This is a genomic window from Waltera acetigignens (assembly GCF_025567015.1).
In the GTDB taxonomy this organism is placed as follows: domain Bacteria; phylum Bacillota; class Clostridia; order Lachnospirales; family Lachnospiraceae; genus Acetatifactor; species Acetatifactor acetigignens.
Genome location: NZ_JAOQJO010000031.1, coordinates 1 through 11,777, shown reverse-complemented (window position 1 = coordinate 11,777; position 11,777 = coordinate 1). Strand labels below are relative to the sequence as shown.

The window sequence follows — 11,777 nt, the reverse complement described above, 5'->3', positions numbered from 1 at the left end:
TGCTTTCTATACTTGTAAAAACAGGGTTTTATGAACCCTTATATAAGTGCGCCCAAAAATCTACTTTATTTTTCACTCTTTTCTCCATTCGTTTCTTCTTATTTATTTTATACTTGCGGAGATTCTTTTTCAACCAAAACGACAGATTTCTTCTTGTGGTGAGGACAAAACCATAGTATATTAAACATAGTGAGTTACACAGAAAGGTGTGAGTGAATGAAGTACGATTTAAAAAATAATAAGTATTTTCGTTGGGGGGTAACGGCATTCTTAACCATTGCCGCCAGTATTTGTTTCTATTATCTGTTATTCCACGGAAGCAGTATCAAGACAGGCTTTCATACGATCATCGGGATTCTGATGCCGGTGGTATTCGGACTGGTGACGGCATATCTGCTGACCCCGGTACTTAATTTTATAGAAACCAAACTGCTATTTCCTTTGTGCCGGAAAATGAAGGTGAAGGAGAGCAGGAAGCGCAATTCCATTGTCCGTGGTATTGGCATACTGATCACGGCATTTTTGTTCGTCACCCTGATTTATAGTCTGGTTGCCATGATGCTTTCCCAGATTGTTCCCAGTATTGTAAATATTGCTTCCAATTTTGACACCTACATCAGCAATTTTACAAAATGGATCAGCAAGCTTATGGATGACAATCCGGAGCTGGGCAGTCAGATCACTTTTCTGATTGATAAGTATTCCGTAGAACTGGAGAATTGGTTAAATAACACAGTACTGACCAAGACCAGTCAGGTGATCATGACAGTATCTTTGAGCGTAATCAATATTCTGAAGAGTCTTTGGGATTTTATCATCGGATTCGTTATTTCCATTTATGTACTGGCAAGTAAGGAAAAATTTGCCGGACAAGCGAAAAAAATGGCCTATGCTTTCTTTGAACAGAAAACAGCCAACCGCCTGATCAAGAGTTTTCGCTTTACCCATAGCACTTTCATCGGATTTATCGGCGGCAAGATTGTAGATTCCTTTATCATCGGATGCCTGTGCTTTATCGGAACCACGTTATTGCAGACACCGTATGCGGCACTGGTCAGCGTGATTGTGGGTGTGACCAATATTATTCCCTTCTTTGGTCCTTATCTGGGAGCTATTCCCAGTGCCATCCTGATCCTTGTGGTGGATCCGATGCACCCTTTAAACTGTGTTTATTTCGTCCTGTTCATTCTGGTGTTACAGCAGTTTGACGGAAATTTCCTGGGACCCAAAATTCTGGGCAATTCCACCGGGCTTACCGGTTTCTGGGTGATTTTCGCCATCACGGTATTCGGTGGATTATTCGGTATTCTCGGCATGATCGTCGGGGTGCCTATCTTTGCAGTGATCTATGCGGCTATCAAGGCAGTAGTTAATACGTTCCTTCGGAAAAAGGATCTGCCGGTAGAGACAGAACAATATTCTTATCTGAAAAATATTGATGAAGAGGGATTCCATACACTGAATTCCAGACTGCAAAAGGATCATGAGCTTAAAGATCAAACTGATTTCAGCCAGGATAAAAAAGATCAAGAAGAGAAAAACGTAGGAGAGAAGTAGACAAATGCGATTTGTAATACAACGGGTACAGCATGCAGAGGTAAAAGTAGATGGAGAGGTAACAGGCAGCATCGGCAAAGGTTTTCTGGTACTGATCGGCGTGGCCGAAACAGATACCAGAGAGATTGCCGACAAAATGATCAAGAAGCTTCTGGGGCTGCGGATCTTTGAAGACGCTCAGGGCAAGACCAATCTGGATCTGCATGCGGTGGAGGGCGAATTGTTACTGGTGTCACAATTTACTCTGTATGCGGATTGCAAAAAAGGCAATCGTCCATCCTTTATCAAAGCCGGTAATCCGGATATAGCCAATGAACTATACGAATACATTATCGACAGATGCCGTGAAAGCATCGCCACCGTGGAAAAAGGAATCTTTGGCGCCGATATGAAAGTATCTCTGTTAAATGACGGGCCTTTTACCATATTGCTGGATTCCGAGGAAATCTGTTAAAAATAGCTTTCGAAAGGCGTATTATAGGATTATTTCTAAACACAACTATTCGTTAAACTTGTGTTTTGCGCATAGTTGGTTCGGCGCCTGCTATCGTAGTAAGGGCTGATTTGTTCCTTAACAGACCGGAATGTGTTGGGCTCTGCATGGGCGGTACACATTCCGGTTGAAAAATGTTGAAGTTATCTATTCGCGTAATCAATCAAAATCTTTTTGCAATTACTGCAACGATAAGCTTCACAATGAGGGATTCCGCCTGAACCTTTACTCAATTCCAGATCGTCCGATTTTTTAATGCGAAAAACTTTTGTCAGATTATCAACTGCAAAAGTAATGTCTCGTGAGCTCATTAGGTATCCTCTTATCATTTCTTCACCACAATACGGACATTTCATTCTACTTTACCTCCTATAAATATCGATTTCTTTCTCTGTGACTTCCCAATAAACGGGAATTTCTCACTTCTTCATTTTAGGAGCAATAAGCAGCACTACTGTCACAAGAAAAAATACACCATACAGTAACCACGTAATTGTATTGTTCCAAGGAAAACTCTTTTCTGGATGGTTCAATGCAAACATTATAAATACAAAAGCTACAATCAGCATTATCACACCGATAATCCTTGATATACTCTTATTCATGTAAAGCACCTCCTCGTCAAACTTGAATTTTTTCAAATCATTAATTCCTGATTTCTGTACAGAGATTTATAAATCATCTGTTCTCTAATCTTGAAATCATCTCACAATATTGTCATTTTTCTCGTATGGCATCGGCTCCCCATTTTCCTTATGTAGGCGTCCTATTTTATCGCAGATTCTATCGTACAAATTATCATTCACATATGCAAGCTTTTCCATATCCACACTGTTCTCTGATATTTTCCCACTGTAGAATTTTTTGGCGTATGTTCCACATTCTTTTATGTAAGTCATTATTAAATTAATTTCTTGTTTCTCAGTTTCTGAAAAAACAGGTTGTTCGGTTAATTTTCCACTGATAAAATCACAAAAATAGGAATAGTCATCATCCCAGTTAATATTTCCATTGTCCTGGGCTTCACATCGGATCTTTTCTATTTCTCTTAATAATTCTCCCTGCAGATTATCTGCTTGTCCAGCTTGCGGAACATAATTTTTCCAAATATATTTACATTCATCAAAATACTGCTGCTCATACTCTTCGCATATGATCGCATCCATCGTCAAATTGCTTTTTCCTCTTTTTAATTTATCAAATAATCCCATAATTCACCTTGATATCTCTTTATCAATCTGTTTCATCTTTTTTATAGATTTCGCCGTCCCATGCATGATATCTAGCAATATATTCATAATCAGGATATTCATTTATTTTATATAATTTCATCCCCGTATCAGTTTTACAAATCAGAACATTTGAAATAGTATATTCCTTCAAATCAGATGACGCTACCGGAGAATATTTTATTTCATTTAAATATATTGCATCTCCGCATTCTATTGCCTGATTTTTATAACTTTTATTAGGTCAGTTTACAAGGAACTACACGCAGACCACGAAACGGGGGCTGCTGACAACAAATAAAGGCTGAGTATCAAGCACCGGGAAAGTGCGAGATATTCAGCCTGTTTTGTTGTCCGGGGTTTCCAAAGGGGCACCCTTTGGCACACGACTTTGCTTGCAAAGTGTAGTGTGTTATACGCTCTGTCGGCGTTGCTGCGAAAATGCGGTTGCCAACCGGGATGGCAAGAGCATTTGAAGCAGCAAGAAAACAAGGCTGTGATTGTGTGGCGTGGAGCCGCAAGCGCAGGGGTGGTTTCATCAGCAGACAGGGCGTATATGAAAGCCCCCGTCCCTCGTCCTATGCCGGACTTCGGGACAAAATGTCCCGAACTTGTGGACACACTCACGAAAAAGCAGAGGGATTTTTCTCTTAAAATTGAAATGGGCGGGAAGCCATTTTAGGGCTTTCCCGCCTTGATTGCCTATTGGCAAAGGTGGGCGGGACTGTCAACGGCGGCGCATTTGTGCGCCGTTCATCTTGACCGTTGACTGGCTCGACTGTCTTTGCTATCTCCCCGATAAATGGGAAGTTGAGAATGATTGCTGGAATGATCAGTTATCACGATGATTTAACCAGTCATCATAATATTGTTCTTTATAAGCTAATGGTTTTAGGGAAAACACACCTTTTCTTATCCCCCTGACAGGATAATTTCCACCCGGTACATAATCAATACGAATATAATCTATATCCTGATCAGATTTATACGAATATGCTTCATATATAATCTGACCGCTATTTATCATATATTCTTCAACAACATGGTCTGCGTCATATATTGTCACATATGTATAAGTAGGGTAATGTGTTCCATCTGCTGAAAAGGGAAATAAATACCGAACATTTCCAAACCAGCGTACTTGAAACAGGCAATCGATGCGTCCATTGCAATAGTTATCAACTTGAACAAGCTTTCCCGCCTTGTCTTTGAAAAACCGGAGATAGTTTTTTGATGTAGAACGAAGCTTGTCTGATTCTTTCATACCTTTTTCATTTCGGTCAAGAATATCGCTGTACCCTTCTTTGAATCCGACAAAGGATGTTTTTTTCTTTGGCATATAAGAAATACTACAGTCTGTAATATCAATTTCACAAAATTTGATCTGTTTACGAAGTTCGTTTACTTCAGTAAGAAGACTGTTTAAGTAATTATAATCTATTTCCATCTTTAACTTTCTCCCATCAATTCCGGTTTTCTGTTTCTCTTAACTCCCTGATAAATGGGAAGCTATCGCTTACATCATATAAAGAAAAATTATATTAAATTCTCAATAACTGTTTCCGTCATTTTCAGTGCTTCGGTAATGTTCGGAGCGACATAATAGATAAAATCCGGGTCATGCACATAACAAATAATTTGACCGATTTCACCTTTCTCGCTTGGGTTATAGTCCAACATCAGATAAAGAGAATCGGCATACTCAGCAAAGGGAAACCAACGCTCACAAAACAGATATGGCTTTATGCGTTCGTCTAATTGTTGCAGTTGTTTTTCACCAATTACATTTGGAAACTCTGTCATTTTACAGTTTTTATTTTGAAAAAGAGATTTTAACTTGATTATTTCTTTTAGTGACAGTAGGCGATACCCGCGATAAAATCCCTCCTGCGGCCAAATTAAGCTCATATAGCCGCTGCCGTTTTTGTATGAATATACGGTTTTAAAATCCTCTGGCAATCTTATTTGAAATTGATTTTCAAAGGCGCTTAATTCTTCTTTTGTAGCACCTTGAATTTTAAGATACTCGTCAATATCTTCCTGTTCTACTTCCTCATCATTTAGTGCTTCAGCATTTTCAAGGAGAAGCTGCTCATTTCTCTTGACAAGTTCCACTATGCTATCCATTTTGAACACCTCACAACTTCCGATTTGTCGCTATCTTACTTTCTCCCCCGCTGGGGATTTGGATTTTTCAGCAAGTCCGACTTCTGTGCAATCTTTTTCAGCCACTTCTTTTCTTCTTCGGACAACTTCTTCAAATTCAATTTGAGCCGCTTACAGATAAACGCCAAAGCCGCTTGCTCCGGGTCGCTGCCCTCGCTGGCGACTTCATCTGCGGTCTGTAAAAAATCTTCCAGCGGGTTGTCCTCCGGGACGCTGAAAAAATCGTCCTTATGTGCTTCCCGCAGGTCAAGAGCTATCTTGTTTATGTCCTGCTGTATCACATAGCGGCAAAAACTGTCATCATCAATATGGGCGGCGATAAGCTGTCTTAACTGCGGGTCGGACAAGCCGGGATTGTGCTGCTTCATAATCGTTGCACTCACAGCGTCCACTATGGCATTTGCACTCTGCACCTGTTTGCCAGCAATACCGTTCACATAGATTTCAAGGTCAGCCATGAGCTGGGGGAAATCCGGGTGTGTCGCCAACTCACACAAGAGAGAATTATCCACCAGCCCACTTTTCAATAGTTCAATCATATCATCACTCAAACGCAGGTCTGCAAGATCGGCGTTTGGGTGATTTCTTGTTTGGGACAGCCCCAGCAGATAATCGGCGGTCACGCCGTAAAACTTCGCCAGCTTGATAATGGCATAGTGGCTGATGTCCTTGAAGTCCTTTGCTTCATAACTGCCCAGCGCAGACTTGGAGAGATTTACCTGTTCTTCAAGCTGCTCCAGCGTCAGCCCACGCTCCACACGCAGGTCTTTTAGGCGTTCCTGTATGGACAGTTCCATGCGCTCCCTCCCCTTGTCTGCTCGATAAATAGGAATTTCAAAAGTTCAAAGAAATCTGAAATCCAAAGTCTTTTTCACATTGAAAATTTTTCCCAATTTGCCTTACAAAATAATCTTCATCTTCTGGGAATACCACTTTTGTTATAGACCTTAATAAAGTCAATTTATCAACAGACTCTTTCAGTACAATTTCATATGTACTCCATCCATCTGTTACAGGCGAAGATATGTCATCAATCATATCTGAAAACAATTCATATCCGTTTATACATTGGTTCTTTGCTAATTGGCTAGCCCTAAATGAACATAACATTTTTTCAAGCATACTGTATTGTCTGCCGTTCAAACTTACCTGATATGTTTTCATGTAGCGTTTCTCCTCCCACTTTCGGTTTGTCCCCCTGTATTTAATTATTTTACCACAATTCCGAGAGCGTGGAAATAGCCTGTTTTTTAGACCGATTTCCCACCTTTCGGATATACGGCACAGGCGGTCAAAAAAGTGTAGACTTGAGATAGTTCATCGATGAACAGCACATTGAAAACAGAATGACCGTCCGAAAAGGAATACCCTGGCTGGGGAAGCGCCGCAACGAGCCACTTCGGGACAAAATGTCCCGAAGTCCGGGGAGCGTGCCAACGCCGGAACACGCCGCCATTGTCGGGGTCCCCGCAAAGTCGCATGGCTTTGTGGGGAGAGGAGGAGCAGCGGAGCGAGTGAGTTTTGCCGCTTGCGGTGAAACGAACGATACGCAGCTTGCGACGACGAGGCAGGAAGCCTTTTCGGGGAGAACGGCAAAGGAAAAATGGAGGGAACACATGAGAGAGAACCCATATAAACAACTGCCGCCCATAGAGCGCAAGCCGGACGGTTCCCTTTACCGCATGACACCGGCACAGAGGAAACAGGCAAACGCCCTGATCCGCCGGGAGTGCTGCTGTTATGAGGACGGGAACTGTATGCTCCTGGACGATGGGGACACCCACACCTGTCCCCAGACCATTTCTTTCTCGGTCTGCTGCAAGTGGTTCCGCTGGTCGGTCTTACCGCAATTCGGAACGCTGGAAGCAGAGATTTTCCGGGATAAGGAGCTAAAACGCTGTGCGGTCTGCGGCAGAGTGTTCGTCCCAAAGTCCAACCGGGCGAAATACTGTCCCGGCTGTGCCACCAGAGTTCACAGGCGGCAGAAAACAGAAAGTGAACGGAAAAGGAGGTCTTGTGTGGACAGTTAGGGGCTGAAAAGTCCTTGATTTACAAGGCTTTGCAAGCACAGAACAGGGGCCGGCAATAGAAACTACCGTCTGCCCCCGGAAACAGTCTTCTAACCGTCCACAAAACACGATATGACAAACACCATTTATATCCATCAGCCGGAAAAGGCGGTCAGCTTTACCCGGCTTCCGAATTTCCTTTTTGAAGCCCCCACATTCACACCCCTGTCCAACGAAGCAAAGGTACTGTATGCCTTTATCCTACGCCGGACAGACCTGTCCCGGAAAAACGGCTGGGCAGATGAATATGGGCGGATTTACCTTTATTATCCCATCAACGAGGTAGTGGAGCTGCTCCACTGCGGGCGGCAGAAGGCGGTCAACACCCTGCGGGAACTGCAATATGCCGGACTGGTGGAAATCCAGAAGCAGGGCTGTGGAAAACCCAACCGCATTTACCCAAAATCCTACGAAGCGGTTCCAAACACCGACTTCAAGAAATCCCATTCTGGTACGCCGGAGGGCTGAAAACCGCACTCGATGAGTACGATAATCAATCCTCTTGAAGTACGAAAACCAGACGGTATATAGAAATACAGAGATAAAAACGATTTTATTTATATCTTATCCATTCCCTTCCTATCTGAGATATTTTCTGTGGGATTTTCCTGTGGAAAAGTCCCGGAAAGGAACGGAATGGGGAAAGGAGTTTCATGGCACAACACGCAATTTTGCGATTTGAAAAACACAAGGGCAATCCGGCAAGACCGCTGGAAGCCCATCACGAACGGCAAAAGGAACAGTACGCCAGCAATCCCGACATTGACACCAGCCGGAGCAAGTACAATTTCTACATCGTCAAGCCAGAGGGACGATATTACCACTTCATTCAAAACCGCATTGAACAGGCTGGCTGCCGTACCCGTAAGGACAGCACCCGGTTTGTGGATACGCTGATTACCGCCAGCCCGGAGTTTTTCAAGAAGAAGTCCCCAAAGGAGATACAGGAATTTTTCCAGAGGGCGGCTGATTTCTTAATCGGGCGGGTAGGGAAAGAAAATATCGTATCGGCGGTAGTACACATGGACGAGAAAACACCCCACCTGCATTTGGTCTTTGTCCCGCTGACAGAGGACAACCGCCTGTGTGCAAAGGAGATTATCGGGAACAGAGCCAACCTCACAAAATGGCAGGACGACTTTCACGCTTATATGGTGGAGAAATATCCCGACTTGGAGCGTGGGGAAAGCGCCAGCAAAACGGGCAGGAAGCATATCCCCACCCGTCTGTTCAAGCAGGCGGTCAATCTCTCCAAACAGGCAAGAGCCATTGAAGCCACGCTGGACGGTATTACCCCGTTCAACGCCGGAAAGAAGAAAGAGGAAGCCCTCTCCCTGCTGAAAAAGTGGTTTCCGCAGATGGAGAATTTCTCCGGTCAGCTCAAAAAATACAAGGTCACAATAAACGACCTTTTAGCAGAAAATGAACAGTTAGAAGCCAGAGCAAAAGCCAGTGAAAAAGGCAAGATGAAAGATACGATGGAACGGGCAAAGCTGGAAAGCGAGCTGAAAGACATTCAGCGGCTGGTAGACCGTATCCCGCCGGAGGTGCTGGCAGAACTGAAACGACAGCAGCGGCACACAAAGGAAAGGTGATTGATGACAGAAAACATTTCACGCCGCAGCATGGCGGCACTGCACTTTGAAAATTAAATACGGAGGTACTATGGAGCATATCAGATACAAGAAAGAAACCGAAGTCGTGACTTTTCAGGGAAAGGAAATCACGCTGGAAAATCTCTCCCCGGTATTCACGCCGGAGCAGGAAGCGGCAAAACGCCGGGAGCTGGAACAGCAGCTTTATGAGGTGTTCCGCAAATATGCCGACAAACGGCAGAGTGAGGAAGCCGGGGCATAAGGTTTTCCGAAGCCATCGTTGATTTGCGGGGCTGCTGGCGGTATAATAAAACTGTCAGCAGCTCCGTTTCTTTTTTAAGAAAAGGAGCGACAATATGAACAATCGAATAGACGCAATCTATGCAAGACAATCGGTAGACAAAAAGGACAGCATTTCCATTGAAAGCCAGATTGAATTTTGCAAATATGAATTGAAAGGCGGTAACTGCAAGGAATACACAGACAAAGGGTACAGCGGCAAAAACACAGACCGTCCGAAGTTTCAAGAACTGGTACGGGACATCAAGCGGGGCTTGATTGCAAAGGTCGTGGTTTACAAACTCGACCGTATCAGCCGTTCTATTCTGGACTTTGCCAACATGATGGAGCTGTTCCAACAGTACAATGTGGAGTTTGTGTCCTCTACGGAAAAGTTTGATACCTCCACCCCGATGGGGCGGGCGATGCTGAATATCTGTATCGTGTTCGCCCAGCTTGAGAGGGAAACCATACAGAAGCGGGTAACGGACGCTTACTATTCCCGCAGCCAGCGAGGCTTCAAGATGGGTGGGAAAGCCCCTTACGGCTTTCATACAGAGCCGATTAAGATGGACGGTATCAACACAAAAAAGCTGGTGGTAAATCCAGACGAAGCGGCAAATATCCGGCTGATGTTTGAGATGTACGCCCAGCCCACTACCTCATACGGGGACATTACCCGGTACTTTGCCGAACAGGGCATTTTGTTCCATGGCAAAGAGCTGATACGCCCCACGCTGGCGCAGATGTTACGCAATCCTGTCTATGTGCAGGCAGACCTTGATGTGTACGAATTTTTCAAAAGTCAAGGGACGGTCATTGTCAATGACGCTGCCGATTTTACTGGCATGAACGGCTGCTATCTGTATCAAGGGCGGGATGTGAAGCCCAGCAAAAAGAACGACTTGAAAGACCAAATGCTGGTACTGGCTCCCCATGAGGGCATTGTCCCCTCCGACATCTGGCTGACCTGCCGCAAGAAGCTGATGAACAACATGAAAATCCAGTCTGCCCGAAAAGCCACCCACACATGGCTGGCGGGAAAAATCAAGTGCGGGAACTGCGGGTATGCCCTTATGAGTATCTTCAATCCCTCCGGCAAGCAATACCTTCGCTGTACGAAACGGCTGGATAACAAGAGTTGTCCGGGGTGTGGGAAAATCATTACTTCGGAACTGGAAGCTGTTGTTTATCAGCAGATGGTAAAGAAACTGGCAAGCTACAAGACGCTGACAGGCAGAAAGAAAGCGGCAAAGGCAAACCCGAAAATTGCCGCCCTGCAAGTGGAGCTTGCCCATGTGGACAGCGAGATTGAAAAGCTGGTGGACAGTCTGACGGGTGCAAACAATGTCCTGCTCTCCTATGTGAATGTGAAGATAGCGGAACTGGACGGACACAAGCAGGAACTTCTGGCGAGGATAGCGGAGCTGACGGTGGAAGCCATTAGCCCGGAACAGGTCAGCCAGATTTCCGGCTACCTTGACACTTGGGAGAATGTATCCTTTGACGACAAGCGGCGGGTGGTGGATTTGATGATTACCACCATAGCCGCCACAAGCGACAGCTTGAATATCACATGGAAAATCTGACGGGTGGAACCCCTCCCGTCAGATACCTACCCTGTGTAGTCCCTTGTAAACTGTACTTTATGCAAAAATAAATATCCGCCGCTGATTATTATAAGCAATAGAACTATTACAACTGAAACAATTATAAGTATTCCTTTTCGATTTCTGTTTTCCATCATATTATCCTACTTCTATGGTGTTAATCCCAACCTCTCTGTTTTCTGCCCTTTTTAATCATAAATACTGTAGCCGTTAAAGTTTATATTGCATGAAGTTGCCATTATGTACAAATCCAAAATCCGTATATAATTTAACTCCCATATCAGACGCTGTAATCTGTATTGTTCCACAGCCATATTCCCTGGCGTCATCTATAACACGGGATAGCAGCTCCTTTGCAATACCTCTTCTTCTATATTCAAGATCAGTATACATACTGGACAACAATCCTATCTTTCCACTTGGGCATCCAAAATAGGGAGGCTTCTCCACAAATGACATTCCACTTGTTCCAATAATATTTCCCTCATCAAGGGCAAGCCAAGATACAAATGTTCCGTCCGCCATATGTCGAGTATAATATTCGTTCAATGCAGGAACCAAATCTATCTCTTCTTTAGCCCCTTCTTCTCTAAGCTGATTTATCCTCATGTGAATAAACGTATTCAGTTCTTTTTCTGTAAGTCGTTTATATCTAATATCCATTTTCACGATCCCCTTATACAAACTGGAAGTGAACAAAATCGCTGCGCGATGGCCTGCCAAGGCTGTGGCGCAGTTTTTCTACTTTTTCTAAAAAAGGCAGTTGATTACTTCTTGAA

15 protein-coding genes are annotated in these 11,777 nt (G+C 44.0%); 7 read left to right on the top strand and 8 right to left on the bottom strand.

Annotation, left to right across the window (positions count from 1 at the left end; translation table 11 throughout):
• The first annotated feature begins 216 nt into the window (after positions 1–216).
• Both OCV96_RS18955 and dtd read left to right on the top strand, forming a co-directional pair.
• Positions 217–1,557 carry an AI-2E family transporter gene (locus OCV96_RS18955; RefSeq protein ID WP_022313297.1) on the top strand — a complete coding sequence of 447 codons (1,341 nt, stop codon included), beginning with the start codon at positions 217–219 and terminating at the stop codon, positions 1,555–1,557.
• Positions 1,558–1,561: 4 nt separating this feature from the next.
• Positions 1,562–2,011: a D-aminoacyl-tRNA deacylase gene (dtd, locus tag OCV96_RS18950; RefSeq protein WP_118540059.1), complete on the top strand. Its 450-nt coding sequence runs from the start codon at positions 1,562–1,564 to the stop codon at positions 2,009–2,011.
• A 182-nt stretch (positions 2,012–2,193) separates the two neighbouring features.
• On the opposite strand, the gene OCV96_RS19765 is transcribed toward dtd, so the two are convergent.
• The 7 genes from OCV96_RS19765 to OCV96_RS18920 form a co-directional block, all read right to left on the bottom strand.
• A complete protein-coding gene (locus tag OCV96_RS19765; RefSeq protein ID WP_227733597.1) occupies positions 2,194–2,406 on the bottom strand; it encodes a PF20097 family protein in 213 nt (70 codons plus the stop codon).
• Positions 2,407–2,469: 63 nt separating this feature from the next.
• Positions 2,470–2,655 carry a hypothetical protein gene (locus OCV96_RS18945; protein WP_227733596.1) on the bottom strand — a complete coding sequence of 62 codons (186 nt, stop codon included), beginning with the start codon at positions 2,653–2,655 and terminating at the stop codon, positions 2,470–2,472.
• A 96-nt stretch (positions 2,656–2,751) separates the two neighbouring features.
• Complete coding sequence (locus OCV96_RS18940) at positions 2,752–3,261, bottom strand: hypothetical protein (protein WP_227733595.1); 510 nt, start codon at positions 3,259–3,261, stop codon at positions 2,752–2,754.
• Positions 3,262–4,111: 850 nt separating this feature from the next.
• The gene (locus OCV96_RS18935) at positions 4,112–4,726 is read right to left on the bottom strand and encodes a hypothetical protein (RefSeq protein ID WP_262595182.1); all 615 of its coding nucleotides are present in this window, start codon (positions 4,724–4,726) and stop codon (positions 4,112–4,114) included.
• A gap of 89 nt (positions 4,727–4,815) precedes the next feature.
• A complete protein-coding gene (locus OCV96_RS18930) occupies positions 4,816–5,406 on the bottom strand; it encodes an SMI1/KNR4 family protein (protein ID WP_262595181.1) in 591 nt (196 codons plus the stop codon).
• A 35-nt stretch (positions 5,407–5,441) separates the two neighbouring features.
• On the bottom strand, positions 5,442–6,242 hold the full coding sequence (locus OCV96_RS18925; protein ID WP_262595180.1) for a helix-turn-helix domain-containing protein: 801 nt from the start codon (positions 6,240–6,242) through the stop codon (positions 5,442–5,444).
• Positions 6,243–6,279: 37 nt separating this feature from the next.
• The gene (locus tag OCV96_RS18920; protein WP_055194841.1) at positions 6,280–6,609 is read right to left on the bottom strand and encodes a hypothetical protein; all 330 of its coding nucleotides are present in this window, start codon (positions 6,607–6,609) and stop codon (positions 6,280–6,282) included.
• A 452-nt stretch (positions 6,610–7,061) separates the two neighbouring features.
• Here OCV96_RS18920 and OCV96_RS18915 point away from each other — a divergent pair, with 452 nt between their 5' ends.
• The 5 genes from OCV96_RS18915 (at position 7,062) to OCV96_RS18895 (ending at position 10,977) form a co-directional block, all read left to right on the top strand.
• Positions 7,062–7,475 carry a cysteine-rich VLP domain-containing protein gene (locus OCV96_RS18915; RefSeq protein WP_262595179.1) on the top strand — a complete coding sequence of 138 codons (414 nt, stop codon included), beginning with the start codon at positions 7,062–7,064 and terminating at the stop codon, positions 7,473–7,475.
• Between the two features lie 111 nt (positions 7,476–7,586).
• Entirely contained in the window at positions 7,587–7,982 is a 396-nt protein-coding gene (locus tag OCV96_RS18910; RefSeq protein WP_015521724.1) for a replication initiator protein A, read from the top strand.
• 185 nt (positions 7,983–8,167) lie between these two features.
• Positions 8,168–9,109, top strand: a complete 942-nt coding sequence (gene mobV, locus OCV96_RS18905; protein ID WP_262595178.1) for a MobV family relaxase — start codon at positions 8,168–8,170, stop codon at positions 9,107–9,109.
• A 70-nt stretch (positions 9,110–9,179) separates the two neighbouring features.
• Positions 9,180–9,371, top strand: a complete 192-nt coding sequence (locus OCV96_RS18900; protein WP_002566025.1) for a hypothetical protein — start codon at positions 9,180–9,182, stop codon at positions 9,369–9,371.
• 94 nt (positions 9,372–9,465) lie between these two features.
• Positions 9,466–10,977 carry a recombinase family protein gene (locus tag OCV96_RS18895; RefSeq protein WP_262595177.1) on the top strand — a complete coding sequence of 504 codons (1,512 nt, stop codon included), beginning with the start codon at positions 9,466–9,468 and terminating at the stop codon, positions 10,975–10,977.
• Positions 10,978–11,208: 231 nt separating this feature from the next.
• Here OCV96_RS18895 and OCV96_RS18890 read toward each other — a convergent pair whose 3' ends face one another.
• On the bottom strand, positions 11,209–11,661 hold the full coding sequence (locus tag OCV96_RS18890) for a GNAT family N-acetyltransferase (RefSeq protein ID WP_227733589.1): 453 nt from the start codon (positions 11,659–11,661) through the stop codon (positions 11,209–11,211).
• Between the last annotated feature and the right edge of the window lie 116 nt (positions 11,662–11,777).

What these genes read in the sequence shown, in the direction of transcription:
- OCV96_RS18955 (WP_022313297.1), top strand. Translation starts at nt 217, where the DNA reads ATGAAGTACGATTTAAAAAATAATAAGTATTTTCGTTGGGGGGTAACG.
- dtd (WP_118540059.1), top strand. Translation starts at nt 1,562, where the DNA reads ATGCGATTTGTAATACAACGGGTACAGCATGCAGAGGTAAAAGTAGAT.
- OCV96_RS19765 (WP_227733597.1), bottom strand. Translation starts at nt 2,406, where the DNA reads ATGAAATGTCCGTATTGTGGTGAAGAAATGATAAGAGGATACCTAATG.
- OCV96_RS18945 (WP_227733596.1), bottom strand. Translation starts at nt 2,655, where the DNA reads ATGAATAAGAGTATATCAAGGATTATCGGTGTGATAATGCTGATTGTA.
- OCV96_RS18940 (WP_227733595.1), bottom strand. Translation starts at nt 3,261, where the DNA reads ATGGGATTATTTGATAAATTAAAAAGAGGAAAAAGCAATTTGACGATG.
- OCV96_RS18935 (WP_262595182.1), bottom strand. Translation starts at nt 4,726, where the DNA reads ATGGAAATAGATTATAATTACTTAAACAGTCTTCTTACTGAAGTAAAC.
- OCV96_RS18930 (WP_262595181.1), bottom strand. Translation starts at nt 5,406, where the DNA reads ATGGATAGCATAGTGGAACTTGTCAAGAGAAATGAGCAGCTTCTCCTT.
- OCV96_RS18925 (WP_262595180.1), bottom strand. Translation starts at nt 6,242, where the DNA reads ATGGAACTGTCCATACAGGAACGCCTAAAAGACCTGCGTGTGGAGCGT.
- OCV96_RS18920 (WP_055194841.1), bottom strand. Translation starts at nt 6,609, where the DNA reads ATGAAAACATATCAGGTAAGTTTGAACGGCAGACAATACAGTATGCTT.
- OCV96_RS18915 (WP_262595179.1), top strand. Translation starts at nt 7,062, where the DNA reads ATGAGAGAGAACCCATATAAACAACTGCCGCCCATAGAGCGCAAGCCG.
- OCV96_RS18910 (WP_015521724.1), top strand. Translation starts at nt 7,587, where the DNA reads ATGACAAACACCATTTATATCCATCAGCCGGAAAAGGCGGTCAGCTTT.
- mobV (WP_262595178.1), top strand. Translation starts at nt 8,168, where the DNA reads ATGGCACAACACGCAATTTTGCGATTTGAAAAACACAAGGGCAATCCG.
- OCV96_RS18900 (WP_002566025.1), top strand. Translation starts at nt 9,180, where the DNA reads ATGGAGCATATCAGATACAAGAAAGAAACCGAAGTCGTGACTTTTCAG.
- OCV96_RS18895 (WP_262595177.1), top strand. Translation starts at nt 9,466, where the DNA reads ATGAACAATCGAATAGACGCAATCTATGCAAGACAATCGGTAGACAAA.
- OCV96_RS18890 (WP_227733589.1), bottom strand. Translation starts at nt 11,661, where the DNA reads ATGGATATTAGATATAAACGACTTACAGAAAAAGAACTGAATACGTTT.